This is a genomic window from Paraburkholderia solitsugae, from assembly GCF_013177695.1.
GTDB classification, from domain to species: Bacteria; Pseudomonadota; Gammaproteobacteria; order Burkholderiales; family Burkholderiaceae; genus Paraburkholderia; species Paraburkholderia solitsugae.
The window spans coordinates 19108-40777 of sequence record NZ_WOEY01000103.1 but is presented as its reverse complement, the minus strand read 5'-3'; the positions used below and the strand labels follow the sequence as shown (position 1 = coordinate 40777).

Here is a 21670-nt window from a genome sequence, read left to right as displayed (position 1 = left end):
CCCAGCGAAATCTCGGCTGCGCCGCCGTCGAGGATGCCCGCCGACAGGGAGCGCTTAAAAGCCAGCACCGACAGCATGCCCTCTTCGATCGTTCCTTTGGCAACGTAGTTAACGATTTGTACGGGCTTCCGCTGCCCCATGCGGTGAACACGCGCGATACGCTGTTCAAGTACCGCCGGATTCCACGGCAGATCCATGTTCACGAGCGTCGAGGCGTGTTGCAGGTTGAGTCCCGTGCTGCCCGCGTCCGTCGACAGGAAGACACGGCAGTCCGCATCGCTGCGGAAACGCTCTACCAGCGCAGGCCTCTTTTCCGATGGCACGCCGCCGTGGAAGCTAACGTACCCGATGCCGAGTTTCTTGAGCCGGCGAATGACGATTTCATGAGTCCGCGTCCATTGGCTGAAAACCACCGCTTTCGCTTCCGGCTGGACGAAGAGACCCTCAAACAACGCCGCCAACTCGTCAGCCTTGACGCCATGGTCAGTTTCCTGGTCCAGGAGATAGGTGCTGTTGCACGACATGCGCATGTTCTGCAAGGCGCAGGTGAGTCGTCGCTGGTCCTGATCCGACAGAAACTTCGTTTTGCGCCAGCGCTGGACAATTTTGGCCACGATGTCCGCGTTCTCCGTGTGATGAGCCATCTGCATCTCGGTCATCGGCACCAGTAGGTTCTGGTCGGTACGGTTCGGCAACTGAAGCAGCACCTCGGACTTGCGCCGGCGGATCATGACCGGCGCCAAGCTCTCACCGATCTTCTCAAGTCTGGTGTAACCCGTCACACGTCCGGCTTCATCCTTAAGCTGGTGCTCATGCAGCAGCTTCCAGGTCGGTCCGAGGCGATGCTGGTCGACGAACTGGACGATGGAAACGAGTTCTTCCAGCTTGTTTTCGAGTGGTGTGCCCGTCAGCACAACGGCATAGGGACTGTCGATGCGCTTGAGTGCTTTCGCCGCGATGGTGTTCCAGTTCTTGATGCGCTGTGCTTCGTCCACGATCACAAGCTCAGGTGCCCATGCGGAGATCAGGTCAAGGTCGGATTTCAGCTTCTCGTAGTTGGTGATCTTGCAGAAATCTTCCTCGGCGTATTCGTTCTGCCTCTGCACGAGGCCTCCAGCGACCACTCGCGACGCGCGGCCGGAGAAGCGAAGAATCTCGCTCTGCCACTGATACTTGAGCGACGTCGGGCAGACCACGAGTACCTTCGACACCCCGAAATGCCGCGCCAGAATCTCCGTCGCCGCAATAGCCTGAATGGTCTTTCCCAAGCCCATTTCGTCGCCGATCAAAGTACGCCCGGCGCGCACCGCAAACAACGCGCCTTCGGCCTGATAGGGGTAGAGCGGCGCCTTGAGTAGGTTCTTCAGCAGAGGGTCGGCAGCACCACGCGGGAACAAGTCGTCCAGCGCCGCGACGCGACGCGACGCATCCTTCCGGCCGGCGACGAAATTGAGCGCGTCGTCGTAAGCGCGCAATTCGTGACCTGTCTTCGCCGCATTGGCGAGAAAACGTCCCAGTTCGTTGAAACGAACCTCCGGTAACCGCCAACCATTAGATACGTCGAACAACGCCGCGGCGGCCTTCGCCACCCTCGCCGGACAATCTGTACCGGCGCGAAAATGGATCGTTCGCTCACCGTCGTTGCGCAGATACAGTTCCGAAAATGCAGGCTGGAAGCCGCCGGCAAAAGCCGCCTTGGCACCGCGTTTTTTTACCAGTCTGGCGAGCGTGAATTCGATATGCTTGCAGGTACCCAATTCGTTGGTCGCATAGTCGGGACAGGTACAGAAGTTTTCTCCCGGCCGTGTCCCGCGGATCGCCACACGATAATTGGATTTCGACTCCGGATTGCCGACGCGAAACTCGGAGAAAAACGGCTCCGTCCCGAGATTCTCCAGCCCGAACACCTGCTCGCGCCCAAATTGCCGGCGCAAGGCGCGCTGCCAATCGGCGGGAGGCATGTGATCCGGGGCGTGAGCACGAGAAAGCTTCGGGACTTCAGCTGCCTTGGCAACATTGCGCTTGCGTTTCATAACTTCCGCGTAGTCATGGGTTGATAGATACCTAGCTTGTCGACTCCGCACCCCCGGCATATTTCTTCATGCGCAACTCTTCGAGCACTTTGTCCCTCAGCTTCCACGCATCACCTTTGATGCGGACTATCAGTTCCGCCCACGGAGCGCCAGCCCGCAAGTTCCCTCCACTGTTACCACACTGCGTGGGTGCCGGTGTCGCTCAGCGGTGCCGGTCCTGGACTTGCTATGCGCTAACGCCGCACCGTCGAAGCATCCTGTCCATAGAGGATCTAACGAGGCTCCGCCTCAGATCCACGAGTGGTATTGGTGACTGCGTGACGCTCGGGGTGTAGGGTAGCCTCGCGCGCCCCGGCTTGGACAAGCCCAGAGACGTACGAGCTCGAAGCTCAATGGGGTCCGAAGACCCGTGGACGACCGGAGCCATACATGACGCTATCACAGAGTGTGTGCGATGTTCTATGGGACCACGTCGTGCTTGAGAGCAAGTGCAGCGATCCGATGTGGCACCTATGTCGCCAGGTAGGTAGTCGCCACACCCATCGTTAGCGCGGGATACTTTCTGGACGAGAAGGGCGCGCGAGGCCCGCAGCGGGGCGTGGCCAAGCCTGTGGCGTGGTTCCACGCAACCGCGATTGCCTGCGTGCGCGACTGACTTCGATTTCACGAGCGCGATGACTGCGCCGTGCTCCACGTGCAGGAAAGGCCCAGCGGAGCCGGACATCGACCGAGACGACGCGAAGCCTGGTCATGCGCGCGGTGTAAGGTACAGCGGCGGATCCCCTGCGAAGAAGGCGCGCTGTCGGATCTTGCCGATAGTGGCGAGCATCACCGTTGGTGTAAGGGGCAGAATCATGGGCTTTTCTTGCCGAACGTTTCTGATCGCTCGTGACGATACCCTCTGGCGGCTGTCAAGCACCAAGTTTGACCGGATGCTGCGAGATCCGGCAAGCCACTGTCTGCCCGTTTTTGCGGGGCAACGAGCGCGAATGGCCAGCGTCGTGGTCGAGCTTGTGGCGAGAAACCCGGGGCACGTCGTTCGGAGCACGTTTTCCATTCTCTCTTTCGATGCCGAAGGCCGCATCGACCCGAGCAGATTCGAAAAGCAGCAGTTTGCCCTCGCGGAGTCGGTCGTCGCACCCGTCTTTGCAGTATTCGATGATGACAGCAACCAAACAGTCGTCGACGCGGCTTCCCGATTCATTGCACAGGGAGGCCAATGGGTTCCGTCACACGCTTTGGCGCGCGTCATAGATCAGACCGCGTTAGGCCAACGACAGTGTCGACACCTGTAAGCGGTCGCTCGAGGGCGGCTCTACGGCATCCAGTTCTCGACTCTCGAGTGTTGGAGTGCCGATACCTGCCGACCGACGCCAAGGGATGAATGACGGCTCCACACTAAAAGCTGCCGATCAAGTGGCGCGCGGTCCAGCGTCCGGAGTGGGTCGATACCTGCCGCACCAGTTCGGAACGAACACATATTGAACACTGCCGTGTATCCATTGCGAACACTGAGAGGTGGGACATCGTTCGAACCGCCAGCGTGATCGATACAACGAACACCGCCATTGATTTCGGTGCGCCGAACATCTTGACTTGTGGCCAATTAAACCCTAGCAAAAATATCTTGCTGCCTCACGGTAGCCATTTTCAACAAACCATTGCGGTTTCCGCTCGATCGATCCGATCGCAACCGGGATCAATAACTCTCGCGGATCAACTGTATCCGGGAGTTCAGCCGCGGTGAATTCAGAGATTCGATTCGGCATGACATGACCCCGGACGCTGCTCTTGCCAGCTGGGGCCAACGTGCGATCCGTCGCACCTGCACGTCGAGATGCACATGATGTTTTGATTTAAGCTTGATTTTTACATGATGCGATGTATGATTGATAGATGATGTTTTAGAAAAATCCACCGAGAAACACATCATGAAAATCATACAGGGCGACGACGTCGGTCTGCCGATACGACTGGTCCAAAAGCGAAATGAAGCACAGATGACCCAGCAAGAACTCGCGGAGAAAATCGGTATCGCCCCGCGAAACGTTTCGCTTTACGAAAACGGCCACGCGCGTCCGCGCGGTGAAACGACCCGGAAGCTCGCCGCAGCGTTGGCCTGCGATCCTTACTGGTTAGCGACCGGTAAGAATGCTGATACTCAGAAGTACCTCGCCAACAGCTATCACGAAACGCGTACGATCAAGCCGACGTTGACATCGGTTTTCGTCGAGGACTGGGAAACGCTCAGCGACGAACCGCTCAAGTTTGCGCCTCATTTCACCCTGAACCCGACGGCTCCCTCTCACTCATCGGACCCGAGCCTGTTCGCACACTGGGTGGCGACCACGTTCTCGCTATTCCGTGCGACGCGTTATCCGGGCAGTCGGCCCGAAAACGTCGAATACCCCGCTGGCACCGTCATCGTGTTCGACGCCGGGCCGACGTCTGCCGAAACGCTGCGGAACGGCGATGTGGTGATTTATCGCCTCGCCGATGAGGTTGGCGCGCCAGGTCTCCGCCGAGTTGTTCGCGAGAACGGGGCTAGGGAGATCATGCTCGTCTCGTTCGATCCGGTGATGCCGCCGATTCAGTTCGACGAACTAGACGTCCGGATCATCGGCGTTGTCGTGTCTCGCTGTGTAACGAACCACATCGAGTGGTGAGCGATCAAGAGTTAAATCACTGCTTCTTTTAGGAGGTGCGAGATGCTGATGAAAGCAAACGTAGTGGAATTGGTTCGCCCAGGAGTGATCACCAATCCGCTGGCTTACTGGGCAACCCATATCGGCGCCATTCTCGTGACGCTCGCCGACCAGCAGCGCCTAACGTACCGCTTCTACGGGAAAACCATCCCTGAAGGCGTACCGCAGACCCTTGCCACACTTTGCGGAAACGCACCTGTGAATTTTCTCAAGATGATGGACGGTGCCATCCAAAATTTCGGGATGCAGTATTTCTTAAGCACCTATCTAATGAGCACCGAGGGGTTCCCGTGTCTTCGTCAGTTGCTGGAAGCCATCGGCAAAAGCCGGAATGTCGATCTGATTAGCCCAACCGTTTCGGTTGGTGTTTATGTGTGTGGCAAAGATTCGCGATCGGGACAAGCGTTTCTGGCCAACACCCAAGCCTATCTGTTCGGCTCAAACGGCATGACCCTTAACGAAGCAGCGCGTCAGATCGAGTATGCCGACCTCTGCGTCCTACTCTACCCGCAGTCCGGAGAACACCCCATCGCACTTCTCGGGGAAGTGGAAGGCGTACGCGGTGAAAGACTCACCTGGCCTTCTTTCTGGGATGAGAAGTCGCCGCACTGCTGTTTCGGCATCGGGGTGCATCGGGGCCTGCGCGGTATGAGCGAACTCTTCACCCAGCAACTGTCGTCAGGTTCTCGCACGATCATGCGTTTCGGATCGAGCCACCACGTCGTTTCGGATTTTCACAAAGCAATTACGACGTTGATCTCTCAGATGAGTCACAGCCGTCACGCCGACTTGCATGCGGAAGAGGGTCTCGCCGAAGTCATGAATCTCGTGCGTCACCGCTGGAACGATCCGATTGACCTGTTGATCGAAGAGTTACAAAGCATGAGCATGTTGTCGACAATGCCGACCGAACAACAAATGGATAATTTGTGCGGTTTGATGCACGTTCCGTCGATTGTCGTGTGAGCAGGCCGTTACACATTCAATCGTCCAGCGAAAGCAAAGAGAAAGGGGGGTCCTTGTTCGGGACGCCCTTTTTCTTTTTCAGGTAGCGTTTAGACGACGGAGGCCGAGCCTTCGCTCCACGTTCATCCGTGCCTAGGTCGCCCTATCATCTTGACTTGTGGCCAATTAAACCCTACTTGCAACCGAGCTAGCCTGGCGTCTGTTTGCTCGTGGTCGCTCATGCGACCAACTGATGGCCTCACTACAAATAGGCGCCAAATGAGTTCACCTTCCCGCAATCGGCGACTGTCGGCCATCTACGGCCCTTCGGCCGCGCTTTCGGGCGGACATTCGAACGTCGGCTTCACTCAGATAGCGGACCGCCCTCGAAGAACACGATGGCTAAATTAGCCCATCCCCCACCACGTGAAAATCAGCCGGGCGCCAGCCAGGTGCGCGGAGCGCGCTTACCCAATGCACTTCGGGGAGCCTCGCGTGCGGTCTCTCGGCTGGTCAAGTAGAGCAATTCAGCCTCGCTGGTCGACGACCGTCCCGACACGACCGGACATTCTGCTTGACGCTATCCACTACAGCTGTAGTTGCTATTCTTGCTACAGTTGAGCAACCACTCAGAACGGCGGAAACGGCCTGATTTCATAAGGAATCAAGCGTCTGAGCCAATCGCCCGGAGGGACGGCGGATTCAATACGAAATTGGCCCGTTACCACCTAAGTGCACGGTAGCGGGCCAATTCAGCAAATGGGGGCGCTCAGAGGGTACAGCGCGCTCTGTAGGCGATGTTAGCGACCGGGTGAGTCGCCAACGACTCGCCAATCTGACTGGTTAGTGACCAGAGTAAAGCGAACGTTGGCCGGTAAATGCCGGCACTGCGGGAGCGCCCGATTCCGATGACCCGCTCACCACGCCACCAACGCCGCTCGTCGAGCCATTCTGGGCGGCAACGCGTGCTTCCGCAGCCTGGATGTCCGCCGGGTAGGTGGCATTATCAGCGACTGACGGGTTATAACCCGCCTTCTCGAGCTGGATCAGTTGATTGCGGACTTCGGCGCGCGTCACGGGTTGATTCGACTGCGCGAACGAAGCGACCGGAGCGGCAAGAACGAGAGCGATTGCAACAGCCTTGATGAGCGATTTCATGATTACTACCTCCAGAGATTGTTTTGAACGGCGCTGCAAACATGGTCGTGTGCAGCCAGTGATCACAGTCTAAGAAGGTAGAGACCTAGGGTAAATACCTAAGTTATGAAATCACTTTTCTCACAAGCAGGGGTAATCGTGCGAAATCTGGCGGTACGCACTTGCAGATCTGATTGCAGCAAGGCCCGGCGGCTCCACGGCTTTCGCGCAATCGGCGAATGCGCAAGTCATTGATCAATACCGATTTTTAGGGTCAAACCGCCATAAATTCCACGAAAGGTACAAACACCCCCTTCTATGGGGAATGGCACTTCGACGGCGGCCGGCGGGCCGCCGTGTGAACCTTAGACTTCGCTCGGTTTGCTTAACAACTGTTGTTAATATTCCGCGTCCTTTGGGCTGGGTGCGTGCCGACCACGTAGGATGGCATATGGCCGTTGCTCCTCAAAAGCTGCCAGACGGCGTAGGAAAGTCCGATGGCCGTATCGGGTCGATACCTGCCGCACCAGTTCGGAACGAACACATTTGAACGCTGCCGTGTATCCATTGCGAACACAAAGAGGTGGGACATCGTTCGAACCGCCAGCGTGATCGATACAACGAACAGCGCCATCGATTTCGGTGCGCCGAACATCTTGCTGGTCGGGCCGCCTGGCGCGGGCAAATCGATGCTCGCGGCTCGCCTGCCAAGCCTGCTCCCGCCCATGACCGACGATGAAGCACTCAGCTCGGCGGCCTTGCTGTCCGCCAGCCGGGCCGGCTTTACACCGTCGCAGTGGCGACAACGGCCGTTTCGCGCGCCGCATCATTCGTCGAGCGCACCGGCGCTGGTCGGCGGGTGCAATCCACCGCAACCCGGCGAGATCACCCTGGCGCATCTGGGTGTGCTGTTTCTGGATGAGCTGCCGGAATTCGACCGCCATGTGCTGGAAACCCTGCGCGAACCCCTCGAGGCCGGTCGCATCACAATCTCGCGTGCCGCCTTGCAAGCGGATTTTCCGGCAGCCTGCCAGTTGATCGCCGCGATGAACCCTTGTCCATGCGGATGGCGTGGCGACCCCAATGGCCGCTGCCGCTGCACGCCGGAAATCGCGGCGCGCTACCTCCGCAAACTGTCCGGGCCGCTGCTCGACCGGATCGACATCCAGATCGAGATTCCCGCGCTCACGTCGGCGGAGTTGTCGGCGCGTTCCACCGCCGCCGGCGAATCCAGCGCGTCGATCGCACTGCGGGTGAATGCCGCCCGCGAGCGGCAACTGGCCCGGCAGGGCAAAACCAATCGCGAGCTGGGTGGACGGGAAGTGGACGAAGTCTGCCGCCCCAACTCCGCCGGTGAAGCTTTGCTGCGCCAGGCCGGCGAGCGCTTCGGCTGGTCGGCGCGTGCTTACTACCGGGTCCTGAAGGTGGCGCGGACCATCGCCGACCTGGCCGGCACCGCCATGCCGAGCGCTGAGCAGATCGGTGAAGCCATTCAATATCGGCGGGCTTTCGGGTCGTTATAAGGTGAAAAATCGGCTGTCAAGACTTGACTTATGCACATGTACGCGTTCCTGACGAATTTTGATACATCTGAAAGGCACACGGAAGCATGCATCCAAAAGGCATTGATTCGATTGGGTTTTTTCGGCCATCCGGAGTGGATTCAATCTGACAGAATGCCCACGGGATGGGCATCGGCGGCAAAAAACGCGAAGTTCTCAACAGAGTTATCCACAGGACCTGTGAGTAATCGAAAAACTTCAACGTAAACCGGGAATTAGCGCGTGATGCTGCGAAGGAACTTTCACTGTGCCCTACGATCTATCGCGCGGCCGGAACGCCCGCTCTCAATACAGTTGGAACGACGAAAAAAACTGGTCGACCTGCTCCTGCTGCAAAGGCTTGGAAGCGATGATGGCCGCCTGGTACACATGCCGGCCATGCGCAACCAGCCGCGCATAGACAGTCCGCGTTTCGTGTTTCGACCCGGCCTCACCGGTCAGCTTCATTTCCAGACCCTGCACCTGACCACCGGCGGCGAGCGGGATTTGCACCGCATGCGCGTCCGGCGCGGCGCCGACGTTACGGGCGAGGCCCGTGCGCAGGAATTCGAGAGCGGCGCGCTGGGTCGCTTCGTCGTCGTTCGGCAGCATGACGGTACCGACCGCGAACACGGCGTCGCCGGCTTCGGCCGTCTGCATCGCCATCTGCATTGGCTTGCCGCCGATCTGGACCGCGCGCTGATCGTTATCCGGCTTGGCCGGCAGGTCGACCGTGTAGCCGTTGTCGTTATTCATGATGGTGCGCCAGTCGAAGGTCGGCGAACACGCTGTCAACGCGGCGCCCAATGCCAACGCGCAAGCCATCGTGCCAAGTGCTGCGCGAGCCCGCTGCAAGCGGGAAGCGGTACCGGCCGGGCGGCCGTCGGCTAGGGAGACACTCGGGGAACGGCTAACGGGGCGGTCAAACGGGATGATCGAGATCCGGGCGAGGAAGCGAAAAGCGGTTCGGAGCATGGGGACAGAAGATCGGGCTGACAGGAACGTAAAACTCTATTATCCCCTCCCGGGCCGCCCTCTGCCGCGCGGCCGGAATGGGGCTACAATAGCGACGCTAAGTAACACCGGATTTAACAGTCCAAACCAACGCACTGTTCCGCGCGGCCCGCGCGACTCTCGAGGTTCCGTTCATGAGCTCCACCCCGTCCACCGCCGCACGGCGCGCGAATCCGATTCGCACCATCATCATCGCCGTCGTGGCCATCGCGATTGCGATTGCCGGCTATTTCGCGTTCGCCGGCCAGCAGCGCGTGCCCGAGGCGACCTTCACGTTGCTGTCGGGCCAGAAAGTCTCGACTGCCGACCTGAAAGGCAAGGTCTACCTGGTCAACTTCTGGGCGACCAGCTGCGACACCTGCATGAAAGAAATGCCGCAGATGGTCCAGACCTATAACCGCTTCAAGGGCAAAGGGCTCGAGTTCGTCGCCGTCGCGATGAACTACGACGCGCCGATGTACGTGGCCAACTACACGCTAACGCGCCAGTTGCCGTTCAAGGTTGCAATGGACGACGGCTCGGCCGCCAAGCAGTTCGGCAACGTCCAGCTCACGCCGACCACCTTCCTTGTCGACAAGGACGGCAAGATTCTGAAGCGCTACGTCGGCGAGCCGCAATTCGCGGAACTCGACAAGTTGCTGGAAAAAGCGCTGAACGCGGCCTGATGATTAGGCGCAGCCGCGCTTCGTGATTCAAACCGACTCAAACTGATTCAGACACGCCGGCGCCGCACCCCGCCGCCGGCGCTTCAACTCCTCACCGCTCCCCTTCCCCTTTGGCCGCGAGGCCATATCGCTTGATCTTCTCGTAGAGCGTCGCCTTGCCAAGCTGCAGCTTGTCTGCCGCGACCGCGACGACACCGCCGGCCTGCTCCAACGCCTCCGCGATCACCGCTCGCTCGAACTGCTCGACACGTTCCTTCAACGGTTGGGGCGCTGCGCTGTCGTCGGCGAAAGACATGACCGGATCGTCGGCCACGCCGAGCACGAAGCGGTCAGCTGCATTGCGCAGTTCGCGCACATTCCCCGGCCACTCGCGCTGCATCAGGGCGGCACGCTGCCGGTCCGTGAGAATCGGCGCAGGGCGCTGATAACGCCCCGCCGCGTCCAGCAGGAAGTGCTCGAAGAGCGGCACGATATCTTCACGGCGCTCGCTCAACGGCGGCAGCGCGACCGTCACCACATTCAGCCGGTACAGCAAATCGCGACGGAACGAGCCATCCGCGACATGCTCGGCCATGTCGCCCTTCGCGGCGGCCACCACGCGGCAATTCACGCGAATCGGCTGATTCGAGCCGAGCCGTTCCAGCACGCCGTCCTGCAACACGCGCAGCAGCTTGACCTGCAACGCGAGCGGCATGCTCTCGATTTCGTCGAGGAACAGCGTGCCGCCCGAAGCATGTTCGAGCTTGCCGATGCGGCGTTTTGCCGCGCCGGTAAATGCGCCGGGCTCGTAGCCGAACATTTCCGACTCGAACATCGGCTCCGGTAGCGCGCCGCAATTCACCGCGATAAACGGTTTGTCACGCCGCGGCGACAGCTCATGCAGACTGCGCGCGATCAACTCCTTGCCCGCGCCCGTGTCGCCGTTGATCAGCACCGACGCGTCGGTCGGCGCAATATTCGCGATCAGCCGGCGCACCTGCTCGATCGCCGGGCTACGGCCGATGATGCGCGGCGCCACCGCGTTCTGTCCGGCGAGTTCACGGCGCAGCGCGAGGTTCTCCAGCACGAGCTTGCGGCGCTCCAGCGCACGTCGTACGGTTTCGATCAGACGCTCGGAGGCGAACGGTTTTTCGATGAAGTCATACGCGCCGTCACGCATTGCCTGCACGGCCATCGAAATATCGCCATGACCGGTGACCAGAATCACCGGCACGTCGGGTGCGCGCTCGTGGCACTGCGCGAGCAGTTCGAGACCACTCGCACCAGGCAAACGAATATCGCTGACGATCACCCCGGAGAAATCCGCGCTGATCATCTTCGCAGCGGATTCCGCCGACGCGTGGCCGATCACGTCGAAGCCCGCCAGTTGCAGACTCTGCACGCTGGCGCGCCGCACCAGTTCGTCGTCTTCGATATACAGCACTTGCAAGCCGTGGTTCAGCATGGGGTTCTCGTTTGATTCAGGAACCCGTGGTGAGCGGGTCCGATGTGTGGCTCGTCTGCGCGCGAGCGCGGCGCAGCGTCAACACGAATAATGCACCGCCGTCCGGCGCGTTGCGTGCCACCAATGTGCCGCCGCAGTCGCGCGCGATAGACGATGAAATCGCAAGGCCGAGCCCCAGCCCATGCCCCATCTCCTTCGTTGTGAAGAACGGTTCAAACAGACGCGGCAGCACATCGTCGGGAATGCCTGGGCCGTTGTCGTGCACGGCGAACGATACGCTCGAGTCGGCAGTTTCGATCTCGATCGAAATGCGCGGCGGTGTCATCCCCACCGTTGCGTCGAGCGCGTTGCCGAGCAGATTGATCAGCACCTGTTCGAGCCGCAGTTCGTCGCAATTGGCGATCAGTTCGGGGTGGTCGTCAGCGAGATTCAGCGGCGTACGCACGCCGGTGTCGGCGTCGAGCAAAGCGAACTCGACTTCAACGCCTTGCAAACGCTTTTGCAGCAGCGCGATGACGTTGCGCAACGCTCGCATGATCGGCGCACGCGCACTGCGCGGCCGCGCGCGTCCGACGAACAGCTTCAGCTGATTGGTAATCTTGCCCATGCGCTCGGTGAGCGCCGCGATCGCTTCAAGATTTTCGCGCGCCGACGCCTGGTCGCCGCGTTCGAGCAGCACACGCGTGTTGTCTGAGAAGCCGCGCAACGCCGCGAGCGGTTGATTCAATTCATGCGTAATGCCGGCCGCCATCTGACCGAGTGCGGCGAGTTTGCTCGCCTGGATCAGCTCATCGTGCGCGGCACGCAGTTCCTGTTCGGCGCGCGTGCGCTCGGCGACTTCCTTCTGCAACTGTTCATTCGCCTGCGAGAGATCCGCGGTGCGCTCGGCCACGCGCCGGTTCAATTCAGCGTAGGCCTTTTGCAGCAGAGCGCGGCTGCGCATCACTTCACGCACGCGGGCGCGGCGCATTCTCCAGTAGAACGCAAGCAACACCAGCGACACGTATCCGAAGCCGGTAACAATGGTCGCGTTGCGCGCGTCGGCGTCGACCGGACTGACGGGCGACATCGTAAGCAGATGCCAGTCCGGTTCGCCCATGCCGCGCCGCGAGGCGAGATAGCGCGGCGCATAGCGGCCACCGCCGATGCGCACGATCTGCGCGTTGCCCTCGAGCGTGCGTTCGATCGTGACCGGCAGCGGCGCGATCGGCTGTTGTGCGTACTGGCGCGCCTGATAGATCGAGTCGGCGACTTGGCCCGACAGCGGCCGGATCGTGTGATATTTCCATGCCGCTATCGACGACAGAAAAATCACCCCGTGATCGTCGGTGACAACCAGAGGCTCCGACGCATCCGCGCCCTGAAACCATTCGAGATCGAGTTTAACGACCGCCACACCGACGATCTTGCCGTCTCGTCGCACCGGCTGCGAGATGTAGTAACCCGGCGCCTGCGAAATCGTGCCGATACCGAAGAAGCGACCCACGCCGCCCTTCACCGCATCGAGAAAATACGGCCGGAATTGATAGCCCGCGCCGATGAAGCTGCCCGGCCCGTGCCAGTTGCTCGCGGCAACGCAATAGCCGTCGAGCGGAATGATGTACGTAACCGTTGCCCGCGCGTGGCGGTTAAGGTCTTCGAGATAGAGATTGGCGCGCTCGACGTTGGCTGGACTGGGATTGACCAGCACGTCCTGCACAATCGGATGTTCGGCCAGCAGGTAAGGCAGTGATTCGTAGCGCGCAAGCGTGCTTTTCAGCGCGCTGGTCGTGCGATCGACGCGCACTGCGGCGTTGCGCCGCAAGTTGTCGATTCCGCTTTGCCACGCAAGGCTATACGTGAGCCCGCACGCCACCACGAGCCCGGCGACGAGCGCGAAGAGGATTAGCAGGCGGCGCGTCACGTTGGCAATTCCCGATCGGTGAGGATCGGATATTGTGGCATAAGGCGACGCGCCGTCGGCGCGAGCTTCGTCGGCCGACGGCGCGGGGTCATGGTGCGCGGACGCCGCTTTCATACGTGGGCGTCCGCGGCCGTGATCAGGGTGCTGGCGGGAGTCGTGGCCGGTAGGCTGCTTAGGCCCCAGCTTAAACCCCGGCCGGCTCTTTGACCGCCACTTCACCCCGCAATGCGGCGTTCAGCTTGTTGCGGTCCAGTTCCTTTTCCCATGCCGACACCACCACCGTCGCCACGCCGTTGCCAACGATGTTCGTCAGCGCGCGGCATTCGCTCATGAAACGGTCGATACCGAGAATCAGCACCATGCCCGACAGCGGAATGGTCGGCACCACAGCAAGCGTAGCGGCCAGCGTGATAAAGCCTGCCCCCGTCACACCGCTCGCGCCCTTCGAAGTCAGCATCGTCACCGCCAGCAACGTGAGCTGCTGCGTCCACGTGAGGTCCGTGTTAGTGGCCTGAGCGATAAACAGCACGGCCATCGTCATGTAGATGTTGGTGCCATCAAGGTTGAACGAGTAACCGGTCGGCACCACGAGACCCACCACCGAACGCGAGCAACCAAGCTTTTCGAGCTTCAGCATCAGTTGCGGCAGAGCGGCTTCCGACGAACTCGTGCCGAGCACGATCAGCATCTCTTCCTTGATGTACGCGACAAAGCGCAGGATGTTGAAACCCACCGCGCGCGCGATGATGCCGAGCACGACCACCACGAACACGATCGAAGTCAGATAGAACGTGCCGATCAGCTTGAGCATCGGCAGCAGCGAGCCGATACCGTACTTGCCGATGGTGAAGGCCATCGCGCCGAACGCGCCGATCGGCGCCAGCTTAGTGATGATGCGCACGATGCCGAACAGCACATGCGAGAGCCCGTCGATGAAGTTCGTGACGACTTTGCCCTTCTCACCGGCCGTGGCCAACACCGCACCGAACAGCAGCGCGATCAGCAGGATCTGCAGGATTTCGCCTTGCGCGAAAGCCGACGAGAGCGTGTCAGGAATGATGTGCATCAGGAAGTCGACCGTGGTCTGGCCGTGCGCCTTGGCGGCATACGAAGCGACCGCCTTGCCGTCGAGCGTGGCCGGATCGATATTGAAGCCGACGCCGGGCTTCAGCACGTGCGTGGCGATCAGGCCGAGCACCAGGGCAAACGACGAGACGATTTCGAAGTACAGCAGCGCCTTACCGCCGACGCGCCCGACCTTCTTCATGTCTTCCATACCGGCGATACCTGTCACCACCGTACAGAAGATGATCGGCCCGATCACCATTTTGATCAGTTTGATGAAGCCGTCGCCGAGTGGCTTCATGTCGATAGCGAAGTCCGGCGAAAAATGGCCGAGCGCGATACCGATGATGATCGCCACGATCACCTGGACGTACAGCACTTTGTGGATAGGTTTCTTCACGATGTTTCCTGCGATGTGGATGAGCTCAAGGCCTGCCACGCTGCGCATCATGCGAACGAAAAATCGTCACGCCTGTGCACGGCATTAGGCCGCGACAAGACGACGAATTCAGAAATACCGGGAAGGGAAATCAGACATCGTTGTCTCCTTGCTTTAGTTGTCGGACCGTTGCGGCCGCGTGATCTAAATTGCAAGGTCGATGCCAGCTTGATGCACGGCGAATCGCTTTGATTTTTATAGGTTTTTTGGCGTGTTACGGCACGCGCCGTCCGGGATTCCGGAAATCCGGACGAGAGGTGTCGGGGAATCCGGAATCCGTACAGGCGACAAATCCGGGCAAACCCGGAGAGCCTTTTGGGCTGCGGCTTCCGCCCACTTCAGCCGAAACCGCTCACCCTGTACGCGGGGCTTTCGCACGCGTCGGAAGAACCGCTCAGTCCGTACGCGCGGCCCTCGCGCACGTCAGGCACTGCTGCTCGGCTTCTATGCACCGCCCTCTTCCAGCACCAGCAAGTTCTCGTGCGAGAAACCCAGCGATACCGGTTGCCCCCGTTCGGGCAAGCCGCGATTCGGGTCGTTGAACACATCGAGTGAAATCACCGCGTCTTTCACGCGCGTTCTGATACGTACCACCGCGCCGAGGAAATTCACTTCTTCGACGGTTGCGTTCAGCGTGTTGCGGCCCGGCGCGGCCGGCTCCAGCACAATGGCTTCGGGCCGCAGCGCGAGCATGCGTTTCTTGCCAGCGTCGTCTGCCGGCAATTCTTGCGTGGTGGTCAGCTCCTGACCGTCGACGGCCATCTTGCCGGTTTTCGGGTCGACCACATGGCCCGCCAGAATGTTCAGCGTGCCGACAAACGACGCGACAAAGCGCGTGCGTGGATAGTTGTAGATCTCCGAAGGCGAGCCGATCTGTTCGACGCGCCCCTCGTTCATCACCACGATGCGGTCGGAAATGGACAGCGCCTCTTCCTGATCGTGCGTCACGAAAATCGACGTGATACCCAACTCACGCTGCAATGCGCGGATGTCTTGCCGCAACGAAATGCGAATCTTCGCGTCGAGCGCAGACAGCGGTTCGTCTAGCAACAGGACCTGCGGCTTGCCGGCGAGCGCGCGCGCCAATGCCACGCGCTGCTGCTGACCACCCGACAACTGCCACGGATAACGCTCGCCGAGATTCGGCAGCTTGATCAGCTGCAACATCTCCTCGACGCGCTTGTTGATCTCCGCCTGGGGACGATGCGTGATCTTCAGTCCGAAGCCGATGTTGTCGGCCACCGTCATGTTCGGAAACAGCGCGTACGACTGAAACACCATGCCGACCTTGCGCTGCCGGGTCCGCAGGTACGTCACGTCCTTGTTATCCAGCCGGATGACGCCGCGCGTCGGCGTTTCGAAGCCGGCGATCATCCGCAGCACCGTGGTCTTGCCACAGCCGGACGGCCCAAGGAACGTGATGAATTCGCCGCGTTCGATCTTCATGTCGAAGTGATGCAGCGCCGTGTTCGCCCCGAAGGACTTATGCAGATTTTCGATCTCAAGGAATGCCATGATTCGCTGCCTTAGTCGGTCAAATGAGTCCGTCAAATTTTCTGGCCGCTAAGCGCGCGTGCCGAGCCGAACACCTGAATCAAACCCATCGACGCCCATGTGATCACGAACGCGATGATCGCAAGCGCCGATGGTTCATACGCGCGGTTCGCACCAATCAATTGCAGATACGGGCCGAACGCGGGGCGGTCGAGCAGACTCGCCAGGGTGAACTCGCCGATCACCACGGCAAAGGTAAGAAACGCACCGGACAGAATGCCCGAGCGGATATTCGGGAATATCACCTTGAACAGAATCGTCGGCCAGTTCGCACCGAGACATTCGGCGGCTTCGGTCAGCGAGCGCACGTCGACCGCGCGCAACCCGGCGTCGACCGCGCGATACATGTACGGCAGCGAGAGGGTCACGTAACCGAACACCAGTAACAGGTCGGTCGCGCGTTCGTTGCCGGTGAGCGGCAAAATCGAACTGCTGTTGTAGATACGCAGATAGCCGAACACGATCACGATTGCCGGCACCACCAGCGGCAACAGCGTGATGAATTCGACAATTGGCCGCAGTTTCGGCAGCCGCAACTGCACGTAGTACGCGGTCGGCACCACCAGCAGCACACAGACAATAATCGTCAGCACCGCCATCAGGATCGAATAGCCGAACGAGGCCTGAAAACGCGGATCGCTCAGCACGACGCTATACGCTTCGAAGCTATACACGCCGCGCTTCATGCGCAGACTGAATTCGAATGTCGCAAGTAACGGAATCAGAAAATACAGCGAACCGACGATCATCGCGGTCCATGCGCCCACACGCGATTGGCTTTTCATCGACGGCCCCTTTCAGCGCGTGAGCGCAGCCAGATGTAACCGCCATTCGACAAGCCGGTCACGAGCACCATGCCGAGCGCGAGCGCGTAACCGAGGTTCTGGTTGTGCATCACGTCGCCACGAATCTGTGCGTAGAGCAGGATCGTGACGATGTTCAGCGAACTGCCGGTCAGCGCATAAGCCGTGGCGACGGCACCGAATGAATTGGCGAACAGCAGCAGCGTCGCGCCGAGCACGCTCGGCCACAACACCGGCAACGCCACGTGGCGCCAGTATTGGAAGGCCGTGCCGCCAAGGCAGTCACAGGCTTCACGCCATTCGCGCTTCAGGCCGTCGAGCGCGGGCGTGACGATCAGCACCATCAAAGGAATCTGGAAGTACAGGTAAGTCAGCGTCAACCCGGAGAAGCTTAGAACGCTGAAACCCGTCGAGTACAGATTGAAGCCGAGATACTTCTTCAGCAATACGGTCACGAGACCGACGCGCCCCAACGTGCAGATAAAGGCGAACGCTAGCGGCACGCCGGCAAAATTCGAGGCGACGCCGGAGAACGTCATCAACGTAGGACGAATCCAGCCCGGCAATTTGCCTTGCACGGCCGCCCACGCGAGCAGCGAGCCGATCAACGCGCCGCCAAGCGCGGAAGCGGCGCTCACCTTGAAGCTGATCCAGTAGGCGTCCAGCACGGTGGGCTGGAGCAGATCGCGGAAATTGGCGAGCGTGAAGTGGCCTTGCGAATCCTGGAACGCACCGACCATCAGAAAGCCGGTCGGCAGAATCAGGAACAACAGTGCGAAGGTAAAAAACGGCACCACGCCGACCCACGCGAGGAGCTGCGACGCGCGACCCGGACCGCCGACGCGAGGTGTTGGTGTGGGCGCAGGTGGAACCAGTAATTCCGGCTGCACCGATCCAGCATCCGATGAAGCACTCATAGCTCACCCCTGGCAATCTGACTAACGCCTCACGCGCCGCTCTCGTGGAGCGGCACGCCACCTTTGAAACTGCACGTTGCGGTGAGAAACGGCGGCGTGGGCAGCATTCGATTAATCGCTGTTCCCCTGCCGCCGCAACCACAAGCGCTACGACGATTACTTGACGTTCGCGCCGACCGCTTCGTCCCAGTGCTTCGTAATGGTGTCCTTGTAGGCGTCCTGTTGGGACAGCGTCGGGAACACCACATTCTTGTATGACGACGGCGGCGGCAGCTTGTCGAGCAGCGCTTGCGGGACCTTCTTCGCCGCCACCAATTCGTTATAGCGCATCGGGTGGCAATAGCCGGTCAGCCAGCCAATCTGGCCTTCGTCGGAGTACAGGTATTCCATCCACAGCTTGGCGGCGTTCGGATGCGGTGCGTAGGCGCTGATCGCCTGAACGTACACACCGGCGACCACGCCCGTCTTCGGAATCACCACCTGCACCTTCGGATTGCCCTTCAGCGTGTCGCGGTCGGCGAGCGCGTTGTAGTCCCAACGCACGACGATCGGCGTGGTGCCCTGCGCGAGCGATGCGGCCTTGCCGATCACCGGCACAAAGTTGCCGCTCTTGTTCAGCTCGGCGAAATACTTGAGACCGGCCTGGTCGGCCTTGCTCGCATCGCCCTTGCTTTGCGACAGGCCCGCGGCGAACACGGCCTGGATCGCCTGATTAGCCGTGCGCGGATCGCCGGCCAGCGAGACGGCGTTCTTATAGTCTGACTTAAGCAGATCGCTCCAGTCGGACGGCGCCTTGTCGATCATGTCGACGTTCACTTCAAACGACAGCACGCCGTAGTAATCGCCATACCAATAGCCATCGGCATCTTTCGACTCTTTGGGAATCGAGTTCCACGAAGCTACCTTGTACGGCTGCAGCAAACCCTCGGCCTTCGCGGTCGGACCGAACGACAGACCCACGTCGATCACGTCAGGCGCTTGCGGGCCCTTGTTGCCCTTGTTCGCCTTGATCGCTTCCACTTCGTCGCCCGAACCCGCATCCGGATTCAGCTCGTTGATCTTGATGCCGTACTTCTTCTGAAAGCCCGCCACCAGTTGACCGTAGTTGCACCAGTCGTGCGGCAACGCGATCACGGTGAGTTGGCCTTCCTGCTTGGCGGCTGCGATCAGAGCGTCGAGCGGCGCGGCCGAAGCGCTGCTCACACCGGCTGCGGCGACACCCGCAGCGGCCGACATCGAAAATAAACGAGCTAACACGGTGCGCTTCATGGTCTTCCCCATCCTCTGCCGAAATTGCTACGTTTGGAAAATTTCTAGTTTCTAACGCTATGGGCGCACGCCTGTGCAAGCTCGCACTTGCGCACCCGCGCCATGCTCAGTCTGGCTCAGACTGGATTCGCCGGCGCCTGAAACATGTCGTGTTCCAGTCTATCGATGCGATCTGTACAAATCATGTCGACGCCCCATTGCGCGAGCAGCCTTGCCCGCTCAGCATCGTTCACCGTGTAGGCCAGCACGCGCAACCCGGCCGCCTTGATCTCGGCGACCAGCGGCTCCGTCAGATACCGGTGGCTCGCGTGCAACGACACGCAGTCCAGTTCCCGCACAATGCGCAGCCAGTCCGCAGGGACCTCTTCGAACAGCATGCCGCGCTGCAGCGAAGGTGCCGCATCGCGCGCTGCAGCAAGTGCCTCGAACGAAAACGATGACAGCAGCGGTGGCGTTTGCCCTTGCCACAAATTCAGTGCGCCGTTCGCGACCAGGCGCCCGGTGATCTCGTCACGCCCCGGGCAGGGTTTGATTTCGATGTTGGCGGCAATGCCATCTCGCGCGCAACGCCCGGCGGCCTCGGCGAGCGTCGGCAGGCGCGTGCCGGCGAACTGCGGCCCGAACCAGGCGCCGGCATCGAGTGCGGCCAGTTGGTCCCACGTGTGTTCAGCCGCGGCGCCATGACCGTTGGTAGTGCGCTCCAGCGTGTCGTCGTGCAACAGAAAGAGCTGGTTGTCAGCGGAGAGCTTGGCGTCGAATTCGACCATGCGGTAGCCGAAGCGCACGCACGCGTCGAACCCGGCAAGCGTGTTCTCCGGTGCCAGCGTGCCGCCGCAACGATGCGCAACCAGCTTCGGATACAGCCAGTCTGCGGTTAAGGTGCGATCAATCCCGTTTCCCACGTCTCGTTACCTTCAAGATAGAGCGGATTAAATATGCTCTCGACACGTTCCCATCTGCTACTGCCGCCATGCCACAACTGCCCCATGCAGCCTTTACGCGCGAGCCCAGCGCGTAGTATCGCGGCAATGCGCGACGCCGCGATAGTTGACCACACGGTCAGCGCCGCGCCCCGCTATAGCCTCGCAATCTTATTGTCAGGATGCCGAACCGTGCGGCTTCCAGGCAGCACCGAATGCAGCCGCGAATTGTTCGGGCGGCAGATCCCAATATCTATTATGGCAACGACATGAGTCAATCAAATTGCCAAAAAACGCCGCGAAATGCTCGAAATCGGACATTTCAATTCCTTTTCGAACATTTGATGTTCGAAATCGGCGTCGTGCTTCGATCTGCGAAGGCTAAGGTTAAATACACAAACTTGCAAGCTGCCAAAAAAATACAACACAATTCGGCTAAAGTAGTACGCTTGACATCGTCCAGACACACTTCCGTGTCCACGATGGCGCTATCAAAAACAAGCCGCGTGAGCGCGCGTCCGCATTCAAGGAAAAATGCATGTGGCAGGAAGACCGTCATCAGAGAATTCGCGCGTTGCTGTCGACGCTTCAACGCGTGTCGACCGAACGGATCATGGCGGATCTCGGGGTATCGCGCGAAACCGTGCGGCGCGATCTGCTCGATCTCGAAGCACTCGGTGAACTGAAGCGCGTGCATGGTGGCGCGATCAAACCCGCCGACGAGGCGCCGATCGCCGAGCGCGCCCACATGCGTGTCAAAGCCAAAACCGCGATTGCGAAGGCGGCCACCGGTTTGATCGCGAGCGGCCAGACACTGTTCATCGACGCGGGCACCACCACGGCGGCGCTCGCTGAAGAGCTGGCGAAACTGGCGAACCTGACGATCGTCACCAATTCTATCGACGTCGCGCTGAAAATGCGCGGCGCCGTGGATCAAACGGAAGCGGCCAACGAAGTCATCCTGCTGGGCGGCACGATCAGCGATCGCGCCATGGCGACCACCGGCGCCACCACCGTGCTCGACATCCAGCGCTATCGCGCGGACATGGCCTTGCTCTCGCCGGTCGGCATCGATCACCGGCACGGCGCGACCAACTACGATCATGCTGAAACCGAAGTGGCGCGCGCCATGGTCGCTAACGCCGATCGCGTGGTGATCCTCGCCGACTACAGCAAGATCGGTCAGCGCAGCCGGATCTCGTACTGTCCGGTCGATCGGATCGATGTGCTGGTCACCAACAAAAAGGCGGCCGAAGCCGCCGACTTTGCATCGCTCAAAAAGAAGCTGGAAGAGATCGTTCTGGCTTAGGGCTTAG

16 protein-coding genes and 1 pseudogene are annotated in these 21670 nt (G+C 60.3%); 5 read left to right on the top strand and 12 right to left on the bottom strand.

The window, feature by feature from the left end; translation table 11 throughout:
* Positions 1-2033, bottom strand: a 2033-nt coding sequence (locus GNZ12_RS26555; protein ID WP_172315170.1) for a DEAD/DEAH box helicase, incomplete at its 3' end; no start/stop codon positions are given.
* Positions 2034-2944: 911 nt separating this feature from the next.
* Positions 2945-3208 carry a hypothetical protein gene (locus tag GNZ12_RS26550; protein WP_172315169.1) on the bottom strand — a complete coding sequence of 88 codons (264 nt, stop codon included), beginning with the start codon at positions 3206-3208 and terminating at the stop codon, positions 2945-2947.
* A 714-nt stretch (positions 3209-3922) separates the two neighbouring features.
* Here GNZ12_RS26550 and GNZ12_RS26545 point away from each other — a divergent pair.
* Both GNZ12_RS26545 and GNZ12_RS26540 read left to right on the top strand, forming a co-directional pair.
* Positions 3923-4699 carry a helix-turn-helix domain-containing protein gene (locus tag GNZ12_RS26545; RefSeq protein WP_172315168.1) on the top strand — a complete coding sequence of 259 codons (777 nt, stop codon included), beginning with the start codon at positions 3923-3925 and terminating at the stop codon, positions 4697-4699.
* 42 nt (positions 4700-4741) lie between these two features.
* A complete protein-coding gene (locus GNZ12_RS26540; protein ID WP_172315167.1) occupies positions 4742-5704 on the top strand; it encodes a hypothetical protein in 963 nt (320 codons plus the stop codon).
* Between the two features lie 822 nt (positions 5705-6526).
* Here the strand turns inward: GNZ12_RS26540 and GNZ12_RS26535 are convergent.
* Positions 6527-6841, bottom strand: coding sequence for a DUF4148 domain-containing protein (locus tag GNZ12_RS26535; RefSeq protein WP_172315166.1), 315 nt, complete (start codon positions 6839-6841; stop codon positions 6527-6529).
* A 620-nt stretch (positions 6842-7461) separates the two neighbouring features.
* Between GNZ12_RS26535 and GNZ12_RS26530 the strand changes: the two are divergent.
* A pseudogene (locus GNZ12_RS26530) lies at positions 7462-8343 on the top strand (YifB family Mg chelatase-like AAA ATPase); the annotation flags it as partial.
* 324 nt (positions 8344-8667) lie between these two features.
* On the opposite strand, the gene GNZ12_RS26525 reads toward GNZ12_RS26530, so the two are convergent.
* Entirely contained in the window at positions 8668-9186 is a 519-nt protein-coding gene (locus GNZ12_RS26525; RefSeq protein ID WP_235993896.1) for a hypothetical protein, read from the bottom strand.
* Positions 9187-9509: 323 nt separating this feature from the next.
* On the opposite strand from GNZ12_RS26525, the gene GNZ12_RS26520 reads away from it, so the two are divergent.
* The gene (locus GNZ12_RS26520; RefSeq protein WP_172315164.1) at positions 9510-10040 is read left to right on the top strand and encodes a TlpA disulfide reductase family protein; all 531 of its coding nucleotides are present in this window, start codon (positions 9510-9512) and stop codon (positions 10038-10040) included.
* 91 nt (positions 10041-10131) lie between these two features.
* Here GNZ12_RS26520 and GNZ12_RS26515 read toward each other — a convergent pair whose 3' ends face one another.
* The 8 genes from GNZ12_RS26515 to ugpQ all read right to left on the bottom strand — a co-directional run bounded on the left by GNZ12_RS26515 (position 10132) and on the right by ugpQ (position 20336).
* Complete coding sequence (locus GNZ12_RS26515; protein WP_172315163.1) at positions 10132-11484, bottom strand: sigma-54-dependent transcriptional regulator; 1353 nt, start codon at positions 11482-11484, stop codon at positions 10132-10134.
* Between the two features lie 16 nt (positions 11485-11500).
* Positions 11501-13501, bottom strand: coding sequence for a sensor histidine kinase (locus tag GNZ12_RS26510; RefSeq protein ID WP_172315162.1), 2001 nt, complete (start codon positions 13499-13501; stop codon positions 11501-11503).
* A gap of 70 nt (positions 13502-13571) precedes the next feature.
* Positions 13572-14852 carry a dicarboxylate/amino acid:cation symporter gene (locus tag GNZ12_RS26505; RefSeq protein WP_120304968.1) on the bottom strand — a complete coding sequence of 427 codons (1281 nt, stop codon included), beginning with the start codon at positions 14850-14852 and terminating at the stop codon, positions 13572-13574.
* Between the two features lie 483 nt (positions 14853-15335).
* Positions 15336-16406 (bottom strand): ABC transporter ATP-binding protein, encoded by a 1071-nt coding sequence (locus GNZ12_RS26500; RefSeq protein WP_172315161.1) that lies wholly within the window; start codon positions 16404-16406, stop codon positions 15336-15338.
* Between the two features lie 32 nt (positions 16407-16438).
* Positions 16439-17230 (bottom strand): ABC transporter permease, encoded by a 792-nt coding sequence (locus GNZ12_RS26495; protein ID WP_172315160.1) that lies wholly within the window; start codon positions 17228-17230, stop codon positions 16439-16441.
* Positions 17227-18165: an ABC transporter permease gene (locus GNZ12_RS26490; protein ID WP_120302475.1), complete on the bottom strand. Its 939-nt coding sequence runs from the start codon at positions 18163-18165 to the stop codon at positions 17227-17229. Before GNZ12_RS26490 ends, GNZ12_RS26495 begins: the two co-directional genes overlap by 4 nt.
* 156 nt (positions 18166-18321) lie before the next feature.
* Entirely contained in the window at positions 18322-19434 is a 1113-nt protein-coding gene (locus GNZ12_RS26485; protein WP_172315159.1) for an ABC transporter substrate-binding protein, read from the bottom strand.
* 116 nt (positions 19435-19550) lie between these two features.
* Positions 19551-20336, bottom strand: coding sequence for a glycerophosphodiester phosphodiesterase (gene ugpQ / locus GNZ12_RS26480; RefSeq protein ID WP_172315158.1), 786 nt, complete (start codon positions 20334-20336; stop codon positions 19551-19553).
* Between the two features lie 556 nt (positions 20337-20892).
* On the opposite strand from ugpQ, the gene GNZ12_RS26475 reads away from it, so the two are divergent.
* Positions 20893-21663, top strand: coding sequence for a DeoR/GlpR family DNA-binding transcription regulator (locus GNZ12_RS26475; protein ID WP_074285579.1), 771 nt, complete (start codon positions 20893-20895; stop codon positions 21661-21663).
* Positions 21664-21670 lie beyond the last annotated feature (7 nt).

What these genes read in the sequence shown, in the direction of transcription:
- GNZ12_RS26540 (WP_172315167.1), top strand. Translation starts at nt 4,742, where the DNA reads ATGCTGATGAAAGCAAACGTAGTGGAATTGGTTCGCCCAGGAGTGATC.
- GNZ12_RS26535 (WP_172315166.1), bottom strand. Translation starts at nt 6,841, where the DNA reads ATGAAATCGCTCATCAAGGCTGTTGCAATCGCTCTCGTTCTTGCCGCT.
- GNZ12_RS26525 (WP_235993896.1), bottom strand. Translation starts at nt 9,186, where the DNA reads ATGGCTTGCGCGTTGGCATTGGGCGCCGCGTTGACAGCGTGTTCGCCG.
- GNZ12_RS26520 (WP_172315164.1), top strand. Translation starts at nt 9,510, where the DNA reads ATGAGCTCCACCCCGTCCACCGCCGCACGGCGCGCGAATCCGATTCGC.
- GNZ12_RS26515 (WP_172315163.1), bottom strand. Translation starts at nt 11,484, where the DNA reads ATGCTGAACCACGGCTTGCAAGTGCTGTATATCGAAGACGACGAACTG.
- GNZ12_RS26510 (WP_172315162.1), bottom strand. Translation starts at nt 13,501, where the DNA reads ATGAAAGCGGCGTCCGCGCACCATGACCCCGCGCCGTCGGCCGACGAA.
- GNZ12_RS26500 (WP_172315161.1), bottom strand. Translation starts at nt 16,406, where the DNA reads ATGGCATTCCTTGAGATCGAAAATCTGCATAAGTCCTTCGGGGCGAAC.
- GNZ12_RS26495 (WP_172315160.1), bottom strand. Translation starts at nt 17,230, where the DNA reads ATGAAAAGCCAATCGCGTGTGGGCGCATGGACCGCGATGATCGTCGGT.
- GNZ12_RS26490 (WP_120302475.1), bottom strand. Translation starts at nt 18,165, where the DNA reads ATGAGTGCTTCATCGGATGCTGGATCGGTGCAGCCGGAATTACTGGTT.
- GNZ12_RS26485 (WP_172315159.1), bottom strand. Translation starts at nt 19,434, where the DNA reads ATGAAGCGCACCGTGTTAGCTCGTTTATTTTCGATGTCGGCCGCTGCG.
- GNZ12_RS26475 (WP_074285579.1), top strand. Translation starts at nt 20,893, where the DNA reads ATGTGGCAGGAAGACCGTCATCAGAGAATTCGCGCGTTGCTGTCGACG.